Source organism: Metabacillus lacus, from assembly GCF_009674805.1.
Classification (GTDB): domain Bacteria; phylum Bacillota; class Bacilli; order Bacillales; family Bacillaceae; genus Metabacillus_C; species Metabacillus_C lacus.
In genome coordinates, this window is record NZ_WKKI01000012.1 from 20952 (window position 1) to 37110 (window position 16159).

A 16159-nucleotide genomic window follows, 5' to 3' on the forward strand; every position below is an offset into this window, starting at 1 on the left:
TTACTTTGTAAAGGAGTTATTTTTGAACCATGTTTTATTTTCTGTTATGGATCCTGATCCTGGTTACTTCTTTTCTTCTGTTCCGTAAAGTTTCCGGATCAATGTCCCTTTTAACGCCGAATTTAATATCCATAACGTTCTATTACTCCCTTTTAGCTTCGTCTTACATCGGATCGCTTCTCATTGTCCTCAATATTGATGAACACTATATGATTCGTTTACTATCAGACGACATTTACCGTTTATATGGCTTTGTTTTTATTTGTTTTATTATGATTTTCATGCCGTTAACCATGTTTCTGTTCAGCAAGCTGATTGGCTTTGAGGCTGAAGCTGAATTTAAACGATACGTGGAAGCTCCTGTTTACAAGGAGGAAAATCCTAACCTGCTTTTTCTGACGTATGCAGGATTAACACTTGTTTCCCTGGCGGCAATCGGCTATACAGTGATGAAAATAGGAATCGGCAACGTCCCAATACTATCACTGCTTCGCGGCGGCGGAAATTTGGATGCGATGAGGATTGAAGCATCACATAATTTTAGCGGAAACACGATCATCAGGAATATTTTTGGTGTTGCACTAACGCCGATTCTTTCAATGATTACGTTCATTTATTTTCACCAGACAAAGCAGCTCCGCTGGCTGGCACTGTTTGCCATCACTGCGGGAGGAGCCGTATTTATGCAGGTGTACGACCTTGCAAAAGGCCCGATCATCTTTTATATGATGATGGTGATTCTCCTTCTGATTTATTTACGGATTATCAGGCTGACCTGGCTGAAAATTTCCGTTCTTGCCGGCTTTGGCGTCGGATTGATTCTGGTGATGTACATCTTTATCATGGGCGTAACCGATACAGAGGCTTTTCTCTCCTTTAACAGGGGACCAATTGGAAGGGTCATTCTCTCGCAGATCGCGCCGTTTTATTTGCATCTTGATTTGTTTACAGATCGTCTGCCGCTTTTGATGGGGCAGAGCCTGCCATCCTCTTTGATCGGCCTGTATGATCTTGAGCAAATTCGTTCCGCAAGGCTTGCGATGGAAGTATTCTTTCCGCAAAGAGTCGAAGCCGGTACAGCAGGAGTGCTGAATACGCTGTTTGCTGCAGAAGCTTATGCCAACTTTGGTTATGCCGGAGTGATGATTGGCACCATTTATGTGGCACTGTACATTCAAATCATCTACGTCCTGTTTATCAGGCTTCCAAAAAATCCGTTGTTTTTAACGCTGTTTGTTTACTTTTCTGTCAACATTCCGCGTGTCGTGATCGGCGGCTTTGCAGACTTTCTGCTCAACACGCTCTGGGTTTCCATACTCGTGGTCCTGTTAACACCGTATTTAGTGCTGCAGGCTTATAAATTGTGGAATAACCGTAGGCAGCTGCAGGAGCTGTCATAACCTCTATAGATATGTGTTTTACCCGCAGACAGCGTCTGCGGTTTTTTCATTAGTAAAGCAAAAAAAGATGACCCAAAGGCCGTTTTCAGCGGCTGCTTTGGATCATCTTCTGGTCTTTATTTTGATACGGTTGTGCCCGGGTAGTAATGTCTTACGATGTCTTCAGCTTTTGTGCCGTTTTCAGCGAAGCCTTTAGCTCCGTATTGACTCATCCCGATACGGTGGCCCCAGCCTTTTCCGTTTATCTCGATGGATTTAGGATCAGCTTCTCTTGTAATCGTGCCAGATGCTGTTTGAATGGTCGCAGTCCCGCTATTTACAGCGACTGTTGAACCGTTTGCGAGCATCACTTGTGCTCCGTTTACACTGTAAGCCCCGTCAGAGGATGATGCTCTCTGAATGGTATATCCTTTGCTCGCTGAGAGTGTAAACCAGTTGGAGCGAAGCATATTGTATGCTGCCGGAACAGGGAAGAGCTTGCGAATGTCATTTTCATTGCCGGAAAGTGTTTTAGTCCCGTTAGACGTAGTAACAGTCACACTGCCGATTTCCCCGTTTGCTCCTTTTGGATTGGCTTTTACATCATACAGTACAGTGTTGCTAGGATTGTATCCAAAGCTTGTAAGTATCGTACTTGAACTAAATGTTTCCCTCCAGCTGCTGTGCGGGGAAGACTCATATGGATCTGCCACTGATATCAGGTAGGGAAAGCTTGCCTGACTGGAGTTCCATACATCTCCGACATTTGCTGTTCTTCCTCCGCTTGTTGAGTAGAAGAAGGTTTGAATCGGCTTGTTGTTGTATTTCACCATTATGCCGTCCGTGTCAGTGACTGCTTTTGTTGTTGAAGCCGTTTCAGATGAATATCCTTTATACACCTGGCTGGCTGTAGTGCTGCTGAGCGACATGGTGTTGGCAGCATAGCTTCTTGCTACAATCGCTTGTGCTTTTAACGCTTCAATATGCCATGATGCCGGCATTTCATTTGGCACAACACCTTTAAGATAATCTTCAAGAGCAAGGGAATTGGTTAAACGGATTTTGCTTCCGTTCGCTTTCAGCTCTGCACTTCCTCTGTATGAAGCATGATTGTAGCGGATCGTCGAAATGCCTGCTGGTGAGTTTTCAAGAAGAGTTGTTTGAGAACTGACCCATCCTCTTACCCCGTCAGAAAGCTGAATGTTGTACCAGACAACTCCACCGCTAGTGATCGATGAAATATACTCTGCAGCTTCGTTTCTTGTTAAAGTTCTAACAGCATCATAGCTTGCGCCTGCACCCTTGCGAACAACAGTGTCACTCGTAAATTTAGCATATCTGGATGTCGGGTTTTTTGTCTCAGATATGCGGAAGCCTGCATTTGCTGTATATGTTTGACCGTTTGCAGTAAGTGTCGGCCTGCTTCCCGGTGACGAAGCGGAGAGTGTTAATCCCGGCAAAAGAAGGACTCTGTCCCGTGAAGTCAGGTTTTCAAGCTCAAACAGCCCGTTTAGCTGAAAAGATAGTGATGCATCTTCCTTCAGCTGAACATTTACCTGGCTGCTGTAGCTTGCTTTTTCATAGGCTGAAGCTGCAGGTGCACCGGCACCCGCAATCAAAGCAGCTGAGAGGGCGATGCCTCCGAACCATTTTTTACAGTTCATGTGATTATTTCACCTCGCCGTGCTTGGCCTCTATCCAGCCTCTCGTACCGTTTGCAAGCTCAATATTATACCAAACTTCATTTTTATTATTCTTAAATGCAGTGATATATTTCAGGTTCTGACCTGCAGAAGCGGTTCCGACCTGTCTGTAATCTGCAGTAGCTCCGCTGCGTACTGCTCCTGTTGTTTTCACACTGAATGTTGTAAAAGGAGCAACTGCAGCTGTGGTGACTTCACCAGCCTGGATCCAGCCGAAGGTACCGGAAGAAATTTCTACTCTGTACCATTTTCCTTCCGCATTTGTATGCTCTTGAACTACTTTTAAAGAACTGCCGGCAGGAAAACTTTTAAGGATGCGGTATTGTTTTAAAGCGCCGGAATGCACATCTGCAATAACAGATTTCACGTTTACTGAGCTTGGCAGGGCAGGAACAGCAGCTCCGCCTCCGTTGCTCACTGCCTGGCGAAGAGCTGCCACTTCAGCCTCAAGGCTGTTTACTTTTGTTTTCAAGGGATTCAGCTGGGAATTGACCCATTCAACGCTTGCAAGAATCACATTGCTGTTGGCAGAAGAGATTGCAGGTGTTACCATGCTTCCCAATAAAATACCGCTGGCAAAAATCAGTGCAGCCTGTTTCTTTTTCATAGCTTAATAGCCTCCATCAAAATATTTTTTAATTCCGTTATAAATACCTTCTGCCGCTCTTTTGCGAACAAGGTCCTGTCTCAGCATATTTTCTTCTGTCGGATTAGACATAAAGGCAAGCTCAACTAATGCACTTGGAAGATTGTTATAACGCAGCACGTAGAAATTAGCTGCTTTTGAACCTCGATCCGTTGTATTCAGCTGCTTAACAAGCTCCTGCTGAATCAGACGGGACAAGATGGAGCTCTTGTCTCCATTAAAGTTATAAGCCAAGTTAAAGAATGTTTCTGTTCCACGGGCTGATTTATTCGTGCTGGCATTTGCATGAATGCTCACAAAAATATCATGATCGGAAGAATTTGAAATGGTTGTTCTCTGATCGAGAGTTAAATAGATATCAGTTTCTCTCGTATATGACACATGTGCGCCATTGCTGGTTAAATAGGTTGCTAGATGTTTAGCGACAGCAAGTGCCACTTCTTTTTCACGCAAACCTGTAGGACCTATCGCACCTGGATCTGTTCCGCCGTGGCCTGCATCAATGATGATTTTCTTTCCTTGTATTCCAACCGGCATCACCGTCAGGCTCAGCTGGTTGTTTTTATCCCTGACCGTAAACATGTAATTTGCCTGAGGCTTGATTGTCAGGAAGTCGCCGGAATGAGAAATGCTGCTGACACCTTTTAATGCTCCAGCCGGCAAATCAACCATTAATCCTTTCACGTTCACCTGAATAGAACGGTCGCTCAGCAGTTTATAAGATAATGCAGCTGAAGTGGTTTTGTCCCAAGTAAGCTCAGTATCAGTTCTGCTGTTTGAGGTGACTCTGAAGTTCATCAATCCATTAGGCTGATACGCAGCGACCTTTGTGCTTTGAATCCATCCTCTGACGCCTTTCAGCGTTTCCACGTTATACCATCCGTTGATTTCATTCAGAAGCAGCAGTGTTTCTCCGCCGCTGACAGAAGCCCTTGACGCGTAGGATGCGGAAGCGCCTCTTCTGATAACATCACTGGATTTCACGTAAACGAACTTTCTGGAAGAGAGCGTGTCGTAAAGCTCCCAGTGCGGAACCCAGCCTCTGCGCCCGTTGGAAAGCTCAACGTTTACCCAGCGCTCTCCAGTGTTTGTTAAAAATTCAGACAGGGATGTGACTCTGCTGTTGTAAGGCAGTTTTTCCACCACAGCATAAGAGTAGCCTGCACCTCTGCGCAATTCGGCATTATAAGTACCGATTAATTTGCTGATGCTGCTTTCCATAGGCTTGTCCTGCAGCAATGTTGACAGAACCCACCCGAACGTACTTTGGTTTAGCTGGACTCTCAGCCAGCGTTGACCTGAACTGTTTACATATTGATCAACGACCTTAACAGATGTTCCGCTGTTCAATGCAGTAAGTATTCTGTAATCAGTTGATGCGCCTGAACGTATATTTGTGTTGTTTACTCTTACATAGAAAATCCCGTTAAGTGTCGGCTCTGTACCTGTTTGGACGTTATGAATCCAGCCAAACTGGTTAGGTGCAAATTCTACGCGGTACCATTTCTCATTAAGATTGTTTGTAAAAGAGCTGACAACCGAAAGCTTTTCGTTCAGCTTAGCCTGATATACAATGCGGTAACTATTCAGAGCCCCGCTTCTCACAGTGGCTTGATCTACTTTTGCATACACAATTGTTGAGTGTTCGATCAAGTTGGAGGGACTGGCAGTTGCTCTTAATGTTAATTGTGCGGCAGGAACCCAGCCCATTGTGCCATTGGACAGTTCTAACCGGTACCATGGTTCATGATTTGAATTGGTGAAGAAGTCGATGATGCTGACCCTTTCATCCTGTTTCAATGTATGAATTGTCAGGTAGCCGGACTCTGCTCCGCGCTTGACAGCAATTCCGCCCTTTTCTACAAAGCCAGATAACTTTTCGGGTTTCTGGCTAAGATCGTTCATCAATACCCATCCAGTAACTGAGTAAGCTTCTATGCGAAGCCAAATTTCATGGTTTTGGTTGACAAATGAGTCGAGTACCTTCACCATGGTGTTTTTTTCCAATGTCTCTGTAATGCTGTAATTCTTCGTGGCACCTCTGTGGATCGTTACATTGCTTTTTGCAGTAAAAAGAAATGCATCCAACTTCGGGCTGGTTGAAACGGCATTGCTCATTGTCCAGCCGGTTGTGCCCCCATGCTGAATCCTGAACCATTTTTCTCCTGAATTGTTTACAAATTCATCCATTACAGTAACCTTATCAGGTCTATGAATTGTCTTCACAACAGCATAGTCCGCAGTGGCACCTCTGTGAATTGCAGTTGAGTCTGAAATTACCTCGCCCAGCAGGGGTTTAAAGATAGTTTCAGCGTTTGAATGAATGGGTAAAAGTCCAATGACAGTAAAACATACGATAGCAAACACCCATTTTTTCAATTTACTTTGATCACTCCCTATATTTTATTCAAAAAAAATACCTCTGACTGCCATCAGAGGATATTTTTGTCTATATTTTAACAAATATGTCGGGATATGTCCTAGGACTTTTTAAACATTTTACAGATTATTATTATTTGTTTACGAAATTGTAAGAAAAAATGGATTGATTTTCTAGAAAAATAGGTAACTGGACCTAAACATCTTTTTATTCAGTATTTTTACGGCTGTAAGCGGGGCGTGCATGCTCCAAGTGGACTTGAAGCTCTTCCTGAATGGTCAGCAGGCTTTCATCATCGGGTTCAAAATAATATACTCCGCCAATGTAGATGTCCTCGCCTTCCAGTGTCAGCTTATCAATGCTGGAGCCGGAAAATCCTGAATAGCTTCGCTGAAAAGAAAGTGCTTCTGAGATTCTCAGATTGCTATTCACATTTTGGCCGACATGATAGGCAATATCATCAATTTTCAAGAGGTTAGAAGGTGAAATGGCTTTATCAATGGCAGCAGAAATAATTTGTTTTTGTCTTTCGTTTCTGCCAAAGTCTCCGCGGGGATCACGCTTTCTCATTCTTGCATATGCCAAAGCTTCTTCGCCGTTCATCGTCTTAGGGCCTTCTGAAAAGTAAATTCTTTTTCCAGTTTCATCGCTTTTTTCCCAAAAGTCGAAAGGAACGTCTACTTCCACACCGTTCAGCTCGTCAACGATTTCTTTAAAGCCGTCAAAGCCGACAGTCGCATAATAATCAATTGGTATCTCAAGAAGATCCTCTACCGTTTCTATCGTCAGGTCTTTCCCGCCGTATGCAAAGGTATGATTGATTTTAGTTTTTCGCTCTCTGCCTGGGACGCTCACACGTGTATCACGGGGAATGCTGAGCATTTTCATCGTTTTCTCTTTTGGATTCAGCGTCATCAAAATCAATGTATCACTGCGCCCGTCTGCTCCGCCTGTCGAATAGTCCTCCACTCCCATAATCAGGATGCTGACCGGATCTTTGGCAAGCTCAACTGCTTCTTCACGAAGCTTCGACTTTTCTCCGCGGTTTAGCTCTTCAAAGGATTGGTTGGCTGCATCATAAGCAGTGTAGGCGAGATAGGCGGCATAGCCCCCGACAATCAGGAAAGACAGGACGAATACCGTCAGCAATACGCGAAGCCACCTGATTTTTTTCTTTTTCTTCTTCTTATTGGATCTTCGTAAATCTGTCATGAAATCTACTCCTCTAGATAGGCTGCTCTAAGTATGTGACTTCCCCTTCGGCCACGGTGCTTTTTCCATTGGTCAGCTCAGTCATCCACTCGCTGAACTCTCCTTTTTGGCCTTCTTCCACGTACACTTGAAATTCAACATCCTCTACATAAGAAATGTCTTTTATTGTATATATGGAAGATCTCAGCTCGTTCTCTATTTTTCCGAGCCAGGTATATTCAATTTTAATATGCATCACCCGCATCAGTGTTCTCTCTACGATGCCGATCGCATCCAAACCTTCCGAGACAGACTTTCCGTAAGCACGGATCAATCCGCCCGCCCCAAGCTTGATGCCGCCAAAGTAGCGGGTTACAACCACCACTGTGTCCTTCAGCTTCCTTTTCTTCAGGACTTCCAGCATCGGCACTCCGGCTGTTCCGCTTGGTTCGCCGTCATCATTGGCTTTTTGGATGGAATCGTGCTCGCCGATTAAATAGGCAGAGCAGTTATGATTTGCATTATGATGTTTTTTCTTGATTTCCTGAATGAACGCCTGTGCGTCTTCTTCCCTTTCAGCACGCTTTGCATAACAAATAAAACGTGATTTTTGAATGGTAATCTCATGCTCTCCGTACTCTTTTACTGTATAATAATGAGAAAGCACGCTTATACACCTCCTAGCGGACAATTTGTATATCGAAACCGAAAGCATTTCGATGTAAAGTCTGGACTATTGTATCTGTTATTTTGTTCAAAGTAGCCTTTATACTAATTTGTGTACTTTTATTGAAAGATCCTATAGAAACTGACTTCAAAGCATAAAGCTGAGACAAGCAGGAAGCGAAAGGGTATACATAAGGAAGGGTGTCGCTTTTTACCCGTTTCTGTTCAAGGTATTCATGCTGGTCGGAGCCCGACAGGATGTCGAGTCATGCGTTGCCACAGGACGTGGCGCTTTTAGCATGACATCCTTAATAAGGCGCCTTCCGCTTTTCGTTGTCCAGCTCCGGCAGCCAGGCCCTCGAGGTCATAAGTCAATCATCTCAAAAGGCAAAAAGCGCCTTTAGAGATGCTCGCCTTATGCTGGTCGAAGGCCGACAGGATGTCGGACAGTCATGCGTTGCCACAGGACGTGGCGCTTTTAGCATGACATCCTTAATAAGGCGCCCTGCGCATTTCCTTGTCCAGCTCCACCGGCCAGCCGCTCGAGGTCATAAGTCAATCATCTCAAAAGGCAAAAAGCGCCTTTAGAGATGCTCGCCTTATGCTGGTCGAAGGCCGACAGGATGTCGGACAGTCATGCGTTGCCACAGGACGTGGCGCTTTTAGCAAGACATCCTTGGTTTGTGTTTTCTACCTTGTCCAGCTCCACCGGCTAGGCCCTCGAGGTCATAAGCCAATCATCTCAAAAAGGCAAAGAGCGCCTTTTAGAGATGCTCGTCTTATGCTGGTCGGGCCTGACAAGCCGGTTCCGCTTTTCGTTCTTGTCCAGCTCCGGGCGCCAGGCCTTCGAGGTCATAAGCTGTCTAGGCCATAAGGGCAAAAAGCGCCCTTACGTCCAAGCCATCTTATGCTTGTCAGGCCTGTGCAGGCGCCCTCCGCTTTTCTGGTCATTCTTTCATTATAAAGCGACAGTATTTTCACTTCAATAAATTTTTGATGCCTTTGAGCTGCATCGATGGGGGTAATTGGCATGGCTTCCAATAAGCTGGATAGCAGGCTGCTGGATGACATTATTGGCAAGATGGTCACAACTGTTGATTCCAGCAAGGATGAGATATTTCAAATTGGCGAACATAGCCGCCAGCAGTATGAATCGCTTGTAGAAGAGCTGAAGGATATAAAAGAACAGGTAACAGATGTGATTGACAGCGGGGACAAGCTAGAAGTGCATGCCCGCCTGGCCAGAAAGAGATTGTCGGAGGTTAGCAAACATTTTGACAGGTTCAGCGAGGATGAAATTCGTGACGCCTATGAGAAAGCTCATACGCTTCAGGTAGAGCTAAGCATGATGCAGCAGCGCGAAAAGCAGCTGCGCGACAGGCGGGATGATTTAGAGCGGAGGCTTCTGGGCCTTCAGGAGATTATTGAAAGATCAGAATCGCTTGTGGGTCAAATTTCAGTTGTGCTGAATTACTTGAATCAAGATTTAAGGCAGGTTGGCATTCTTTTGGAAGATGCCCAGCAAAAGCAGGACTTTGGACTGCGAATTATAGAAGCGCAGGAAGAAGAACGCAAAAGGGTGTCCCGTGAAATTCATGACGGACCAGCGCAAATGCTCGCAAATGTAATGATGCGGTCAGAGCTGATTGAGCGCATTTTCAGGGAGCGGGGAACCGAAGAAGGCTTTGGGGAAATCCGCAGCCTGCGCCAAAACGTCCGCAATGCTTTGTATGAAGTCCGCAGAATTATCTACGACCTTAGGCCAATGGCACTAGATGACCTTGGACTCATCCCGACATTGCGAAAATATCTTCATACAATAGAAGATTATGACGGAAGTACAAAGATCCTGTTTACAAGTGTTGGTGCCGGGGAAGAGAGACGGCTTCCTTCCCGCTTTGAGGTCGCCCTGTTCCGAATGGCTCAGGAGGCAGTGACAAACGCCTTGAAACATGCGGAAGCAAAGGAAATTTCAGTAAAAGTTGAAGTTAACTCAGAAAATGTCATTCTTATCATTAAAGATAATGGAAAAGGGTTTGAATTGGGAGAAATCAAGACAAAAGAAGTGAAATCTTTCGGGCTGCTCGGAATGGGCGAGAGAGTGGAACTGCTGAACGGGAAGATGACAATCGACTCAAAGGTAGGCCTTGGGACATTTATTATGATTCAGGTACCGCTCATTCTTCAATAACCTAGATATATGTTCCCATTGACGCAGGGAAGTTCCGATAGAATACTATGAACATAGGGAGGCGTGAGCATGAAGACTAGAATAACAATTATAGACGATCATCAACTTTTCCGTGAAGGAGTAAAAAGAATCCTCGACTTTGAACCAAGCTTTGAAGTTGTTGCGGAGGGCGATGATGGAGACGAAGCACTAAGACTGGTAGAAGAGCACAAGCCTGATGTTGTGATTATGGACATCAATATGCCGAACGTGAACGGAGTGGAAGCAACAAGACAGCTTGTTGAAGCCAATCCAGAAACAAAGGTTATTATCCTATCCATACATGATGATGAAAACTACGTAACGCATGCGCTGAAAACCGGTGCCCGCGGATATCTGTTAAAAGAAATGGACGCTGACACACTGATTGAAGCTGTTAAGGTTGTAGCGGATGGAGGCTCTTATCTGCATCCGAAAGTAACACATAACCTTGTGAACGAATTCCGCCGTCTTGCTACAAGCGGAGGATCGGGCGGAGGGCATCATATTCAGCCTGAAATCCGCAGGCCGCTGCATATTTTGACGCGCCGCGAATGTGAAGTTCTTCAAATGCTTGCTGACGGAAAAAGCAACCGCGGTATAGGGGAAGCTTTGTTTATCAGCGAAAAAACAGTTAAAAACCATGTAAGTAATATCCTTCAAAAAATGAATGTAAATGACCGTACACAAGCAGTAGTCGTTGCCATTAAAAACGGCTGGGTGGAAGTTCGGTAATTCGATAAATATCTACAGGGGCAGGTTCCCATGCATAAATGCATCGGCGCCATGCCCTTTTTCTATAGTTTCTAAACCTTTTTCCCTTCCCTTTCACAAAATCTTAATGAAAATTTATATCTTCTTCTATAGAATAGATAGTATGATACTAGATAGATAAATTCTATTGTGAGGCAGGTTCTGTTTGAAATGAAAACTGCAATCGTAACCGATAGTACAGCTTATATTCCGGAAGAGCTGCGAAACAAGCATGATATACATATGATCCCTTTGAGTGTCAATTTTGGAGGAGAAACCTATCAAGAGGAAGTCCAAATCTCCGCAGCAGATTTTTATGAAGAATTAAAGAACAGAGAAGACCTTCCCACAACATCACAGCCGCCAATCGGACAGTTTCTCGATTTATTTGATCGTTTGTCCAAAGATTACGATGCTGTAATCAGCGTTCATCTTTCAAGCGAAATCAGCGGTACATATAATGGAGCAGCGGCAGCAGCAGAGATGCTGGAAGGAATGAAAATATATCCTTTTGATTCAGAAATCAGCTGTATGGTTCAGGGCTTCTACGCAATCGAGGCGGCAGAAATGGCGAAAGCTGGAGTTTCCCCGCAAGATATTTTGAACAGGCTGAATGAAATGAAAGTAAGCATGCGTGCTTATTTTATGGTGGATGATCTTACAAATTTGCAGCGCGGCGGGCGTCTCAGCGGCGCGCAGGCACTTATCGGAAGTCTGCTGCAGGTAAAGCCAATTCTCCATTTTGTTGACAAGAAAATTGTGCCGTTTGAAAAAATCCGCACAAAGAAAAGAGCGCTGAGCAGGGTATATGACCTATTTCGTGAAGATGCGGCCCTTGGAATTCCCATGAAAGCAGTGGTGATTCATGCCAATCGTCCCCAGGAGGCAGAACTAATGAAAGCGGAGCTGCAGGTGACCTATCCTCATGTTGAATTTGAAATCGGTTATTTTGGCCCTGTCATCGGGACCCATCTTGGTGAAGGTGCTTTAGGACTGGGCTGGTATAAAAAGTGAAAATTTTGTTATGAAGGCGCACTATGAATATTCTCATAGTGCTTTTTTACTAATTTACACCTGGTTCCAATGGCATATTTTGTAAAACGCTACCGAAAACCTAGAAATATTATCTAGACAAAGGGTATATATTCCAACATAATACAGAAGACGAAAGGAGATTGATGACTTATGGTACTTCAGCGAAATGAGCAAAAACAGCGAACATACAAGCATTGGACAACTCTTGAGGATAAGAGGCTTATTCAGCTTCGCGAGAGTGGAATGCGGTACAGGCAAATAGCTGAAAAGCTGAAAAGAACTCCTCTCAGCGTAGAAAAAAGATATCGAAAAATTACCAATCCAAACTATATGATGGACTAGCATGAAATTTATCTTATCCCAAGGTAAATTACTCTCTTCAATTTCCAACCATTCAAATGGCAGGCCAATTTCAACATTTTCCGCACTGCCTCATCTTCCATTAACACAGAATTATCCTTTTTCACAAAGTCTTCAGAGTTTTCTGTACGGCAGAAAGCTGCTGATGGACGAGCTGCCGTTTCCTCTAGAGGAAATTCAAACACATTATGAAAATGGTTATATCTCCTATGGATACGGCGTTATTCAAAAGGGACGCAAAGCTTTCTGCTGCAGATGCGGAAACGAGGAAGCAGCACTTTTTGCCTCCTTTCCTTGCAGCAGATGCAATGAGGACTGCACCTATTGCAGAAGTTGCTTGATGATGGGCCGGGTAAGTGAATGCACGCCGCTTCTCACCTGGAGGGGGCCGCAGCCGTCAGAAGTTAACGGCAACCCTGCGCTCGCTTGGAATGGTGTGCTTTCACCGGGACAGCAGACTGCCTCCAGCAGGATGGTGAGTGCAATAAAATCACGATCAAAGCTGCTGATCTGGGCAGTTTGCGGGGCAGGTAAAACAGAAATTCTGTTTGAAGGCATAGAATATGCTCTTCAAAAAGGGCTCAGAGTCTGCATTGCTACGCCACGAACAGATGTAGTGCTCGAGATCGCCCCGCGACTAGCAAAGGTTTTTCCGGGTACAAAGGTTGCCGCTTTGTATGGCGGCAGCGAAGACAGATTTCAACATGCTCCTCTTACCATCTCAACAACTCATCAGCTTCTTCGCTTTCAGCATAGCTTTGATGTGCTGGTCATTGATGAAGTAGATGCCTTTCCTTATTCCGCAGATATTACTCTTCATTATGCCGCAAACGCTGCAAGAAAAGAAAAAAGCGCCCTGATCTACTTGTCTGCTACTCCTGATAAAGCTCTGCAGCGTCAAGCAAGCAGAGGAAAGCTTCCCTTTGTTAAAATCCCACGCCGTTTTCATCATCATCCGCTGCCTGTGCCTTTCTTTTACTGGTGCGGCAATTGGAAAAGTAAGCTGAAGCAGGGAAAGCTGCCAAACAACCTGCTAAGCTTTCTGGAGACTCAGCAAACTGCGCAAAAGCCCCTTTTTCTGTTTGTCCCTACTGTAAAAACCCTGTCAGCGATTGTACCTGTTCTGAAGAAGTTGTTTCCCGCAGTGGAAGGAGTTCACTCTCAGGATCCGCAGCGAAAAGAAAAGGTTGAATCCTTCCGTGAAGGAAAAGTGACCATTCTTGTCACAACAACAATACTGGAAAGAGGCGTGACAGTCCCTTTTGCAGATGTGGCGGTGCTGGGAGCGGAGGATGATATTTTTACAGAAAGTGCGCTTGTCCAGATTTCCGGGAGAGTCGGGCGCCATCCGGACTGTCCGGATGGAAAGGTCTACTTTTACCATTACGGAAAAACGGAGAATATGATAGCTGCAAAAAAACACATCGAAAGAATGAATGATCTTGCACAGGGAGAATGACTATTCTACCAATTTAACATCAATATATTTCCAATAACTGCGCTTTATGCAATAATGAGGGAAAATAAAGTACAGGAGGTGTTTGCTCTGATTTACAATGTCATGGAGCAGATTATGATCGATTTATTTGACGAATACAGAGACCGCCTTGGAATGAAATGTACCTGCAGCCGCTGCCAAAGTGATGTGCTGGCACTTGCCCTGAATAAAACGCCTCCTAGATATATCTCTCAACAGGATAAAGCTGCCTATGTGAAAGCGGAATTTGTTGACAAGCAGGAGATGACAACTCTTTTGGTCAAGCTTGCAGAATGCTCTAAAATTGTCTCTGATCAGCCTTACTGCAGAAAAAGCGGGGTGGCGGAAAATTCAGTGCCTTATTTGTACAGATAGCCTTACTGTAACGGTCTCTTGGCGCAGCCTCCTTTTTCTGGAGAAAGAAAAGCGAATTTGCGAAGAATGCAGCGCTCAGCTTCTCCCGATTTCTGGAACAGTCTGCAAAAAATGCTGCAGGCCCCAAGAAACAGAAAGTCTCTGCGATGATTGCAGCATTTGGGAAGAAACAGAGGAGTTTCGCGATATGCTTCAAAGGAACGTGTCTCTTTTCAGCTACACTCCTTTTATGAAAGAAGTGCTATCCACCTATAAATTCCGCGGTGATGCGGAGCTTGCGAAAATATTTCAACCTCTTATGGTCAAAGCGTATCAGCAGCATTTCTCCTCCTTAAAACCTCTGCTTCTTCCCATTCCACTCAGCCCTCAGCGATTATATGAACGCGGCTACAATCAGTCAGAACTCCTGATAGCCCCCTTGCTCAGAAACAGCACTTCTTCTCCCCTTATTAGAATAAGCAGTGAAAAACAATCCAAAAAAACAAAAAAAGAACGCATGCAGGTACTTCCTTTCAAACTCTCTGGACAAATTCCCCAAAGACCAATTCTTCTGATCGACGACATTTATACGACAGGGGCCACGCTTCATCATACAGCTAAGCTGTTGAGAGATAATGGAGCTTCCGAAGTTTATTCTCTTACGCTGATACGAAGCTAAACGTTTTCCGCTTTCTGCCGATAATAAAGATATAGTAAGATGTAGGAGAAGAGTGAATGAACAATTTAGAAAACTGTCCTCAATGCTTTCAAGTTTTTGTGAAAAATAATCTGCAAACCGTCTGCAATGACTGCTTTCAGGAAGAAGAGCAGCTCTTTCAGAGGGTATATATATTTTTAAAAAAACGGAACAACCGCTCCAGCACCCTTTCTGAAACTTCAGAGGCAACTGAAGTAAAGGAAGATCTGATTCTCAAGTTTATCCGCCAAGGCAGAATTCAGCTTTCCAACTTTCCGAATCTGGGCTATCCTTGTGAAAAATGCGGAACTCTCATTCGCGAGGGTAAACTGTGCTGCAGCTGTAAATCCAGCTTAACCAATCAGATCCGTCAAATGGAACGGGAAGAAGAGCATAAAAAAGAGCGAAACGAATTGTCGAAATCAGCCACTTTCTATGCCAATAAGCCCAAAAGCATCTAAACTGCTAAACTAGCTGGAGCATCAGTCGATAAGTATGATATCAGCATATATGAAAGGAATGATACTGCCGTGAAAATTAACCAATATGGTACTCAGGGAATCAATCCTTATAAACGAAATTATGAAAAACAGTCACTTCCAGAACAAGGACCAGTGACGAAAAAATCCGATAAAATCGAAATTTCATCCGCAGCAAAGGGACTGCAGCAGTCCAATGAGATTGTCCGTTCCAGACAGGAGAAAATTTCTTCTATTAAGCACGCAATAGAGACAGGAAACTATGAAATCTCTTCAAAAGAAATCGCGAAAAGTGTGCTTGATTTTTACAGCAAGCAATAAACAGGGAGTGTGAAAAAGTGTCTGCAAAATCATTGATCCTCAGCCTGGAGTCCCTCTTGGAAAAGCACCATGAGCTGTACAGCATCGGACTGGAGAAAACAGAGCTCCTAAAGTCCAACAGAGTAAAAGAGCTTCAGCAGCTGATTCAGAAAGAACAGGCAGCTCTCTCCTCTCTTCAAAAATTAGAAGAAAAAAGAATGCAGGAAACAGCTTCCTTTTTGGGAGTATCAGAAAACACAACACTGTCGGCATGCGCGGAAAGGGCACAACCTTCGGAAAGAAAAACCCTAGAGAAGCTGATGGAGAGTTTTTACGATATTCACGAAAAGCTTAGGGCTGTAAACACATTAAATCAGCAGCTGACTCATCAGGCGATGCAGTTTGTCACACTAACCATGGATATGCTGATGCCGCAGGAAACAGCAGCTGTTTATACAAAACCGGCCGCAAAAACGGAAAATAAGCGCCGGCCGCTATTTGACTCAAAAGCATAACGCACGGAGGTAAAA

The 16159-nt window shown here is 44.4% G+C and carries 16 protein-coding genes; 11 read left to right on the forward strand and 5 right to left on the reverse strand.

Annotated features, from left to right (window positions below; all coding sequences use genetic code 11):
- Positions 1 to 29: 29 nt before the first annotated feature.
- The gene (locus GJU40_RS08500) at positions 30 to 1400 is read left to right on the forward strand and encodes an O-antigen polymerase (protein ID WP_154307311.1); all 1371 of its coding nucleotides are present in this window, start codon (positions 30 to 32) and stop codon (positions 1398 to 1400) included.
- Between the two features lie 116 nt (positions 1401 to 1516).
- On the opposite strand, the gene GJU40_RS08505 is transcribed toward GJU40_RS08500, so the two are convergent.
- The 5 genes from GJU40_RS08505 to GJU40_RS08525 all read right to left on the reverse strand — a co-directional run bounded on the left by GJU40_RS08505 (position 1517) and on the right by GJU40_RS08525 (position 7966).
- Positions 1517 to 3043 carry a SpoIID/LytB domain-containing protein gene (locus tag GJU40_RS08505; protein ID WP_154307312.1) on the reverse strand — a complete coding sequence of 509 codons (1527 nt, stop codon included), beginning with the start codon at positions 3041 to 3043 and terminating at the stop codon, positions 1517 to 1519.
- Positions 3044 to 3047: 4 nt separating this feature from the next.
- On the reverse strand, positions 3048 to 3689 hold the full coding sequence (locus GJU40_RS08510) for an SH3 domain-containing protein (protein ID WP_154307313.1): 642 nt from the start codon (positions 3687 to 3689) through the stop codon (positions 3048 to 3050).
- 3 nt (positions 3690 to 3692) lie between these two features.
- The gene (locus GJU40_RS08515; protein ID WP_154307314.1) at positions 3693 to 6107 is read right to left on the reverse strand and encodes an N-acetylmuramoyl-L-alanine amidase family protein; all 2415 of its coding nucleotides are present in this window, start codon (positions 6105 to 6107) and stop codon (positions 3693 to 3695) included.
- Between the two features lie 208 nt (positions 6108 to 6315).
- Positions 6316 to 7320, reverse strand: coding sequence for an LCP family protein (locus GJU40_RS08520; protein ID WP_154307315.1), 1005 nt, complete (start codon positions 7318 to 7320; stop codon positions 6316 to 6318).
- 13 nt (positions 7321 to 7333) lie between these two features.
- Positions 7334 to 7966: a YigZ family protein gene (locus GJU40_RS08525; protein ID WP_343031476.1), complete on the reverse strand. Its 633-nt coding sequence runs from the start codon at positions 7964 to 7966 to the stop codon at positions 7334 to 7336.
- Between the two features lie 1029 nt (positions 7967 to 8995).
- Here GJU40_RS08525 and degS point away from each other — a divergent pair.
- The 10 genes from degS (at position 8996) to GJU40_RS08575 (ending at position 16144) form a co-directional block, all read left to right on the forward strand.
- Entirely contained in the window at positions 8996 to 10156 is a 1161-nt protein-coding gene (degS, locus tag GJU40_RS08530; protein WP_154307317.1) for a two-component sensor histidine kinase DegS, read from the forward strand.
- Between the two features lie 69 nt (positions 10157 to 10225).
- Positions 10226 to 10909, forward strand: coding sequence for a two-component system response regulator DegU (gene degU, locus GJU40_RS08535; RefSeq protein ID WP_154307318.1), 684 nt, complete (start codon positions 10226 to 10228; stop codon positions 10907 to 10909).
- Positions 10910 to 11098: 189 nt separating this feature from the next.
- The gene (locus GJU40_RS08540) at positions 11099 to 11941 is read left to right on the forward strand and encodes a DegV family protein (RefSeq protein ID WP_154307319.1); all 843 of its coding nucleotides are present in this window, start codon (positions 11099 to 11101) and stop codon (positions 11939 to 11941) included.
- A 171-nt stretch (positions 11942 to 12112) separates the two neighbouring features.
- The gene (locus GJU40_RS08545; protein WP_154307320.1) at positions 12113 to 12304 is read left to right on the forward strand and encodes a Myb-like DNA-binding domain-containing protein; all 192 of its coding nucleotides are present in this window, start codon (positions 12113 to 12115) and stop codon (positions 12302 to 12304) included.
- 1 nt (position 12305) lies between these two features.
- Complete coding sequence (locus tag GJU40_RS08550) at positions 12306 to 13781, forward strand: ATP-dependent helicase ComFA (RefSeq protein WP_154307321.1); 1476 nt, start codon at positions 12306 to 12308, stop codon at positions 13779 to 13781.
- A gap of 102 nt (positions 13782 to 13883) precedes the next feature.
- Entirely contained in the window at positions 13884 to 14174 is a 291-nt protein-coding gene (gene comFB / locus GJU40_RS08555; RefSeq protein WP_425481213.1) for a late competence protein ComFB, read from the forward strand.
- A gap of 187 nt (positions 14175 to 14361) precedes the next feature.
- Positions 14362 to 14832 carry a ComF family protein gene (locus tag GJU40_RS21010; RefSeq protein WP_246188317.1) on the forward strand — a complete coding sequence of 157 codons (471 nt, stop codon included), beginning with the start codon at positions 14362 to 14364 and terminating at the stop codon, positions 14830 to 14832.
- A 56-nt stretch (positions 14833 to 14888) separates the two neighbouring features.
- Positions 14889 to 15311 carry a TIGR03826 family flagellar region protein gene (locus GJU40_RS08565; protein WP_154307323.1) on the forward strand — a complete coding sequence of 141 codons (423 nt, stop codon included), beginning with the start codon at positions 14889 to 14891 and terminating at the stop codon, positions 15309 to 15311.
- 69 nt (positions 15312 to 15380) lie between these two features.
- Positions 15381 to 15650 carry a flagellar biosynthesis anti-sigma factor FlgM gene (gene flgM, locus GJU40_RS08570; protein WP_343031477.1) on the forward strand — a complete coding sequence of 90 codons (270 nt, stop codon included), beginning with the start codon at positions 15381 to 15383 and terminating at the stop codon, positions 15648 to 15650.
- A 17-nt stretch (positions 15651 to 15667) separates the two neighbouring features.
- Complete coding sequence (locus GJU40_RS08575; protein ID WP_154307324.1) at positions 15668 to 16144, forward strand: flagellar protein FlgN; 477 nt, start codon at positions 15668 to 15670, stop codon at positions 16142 to 16144.
- Positions 16145 to 16159: the final 15 nt, after the last annotated feature.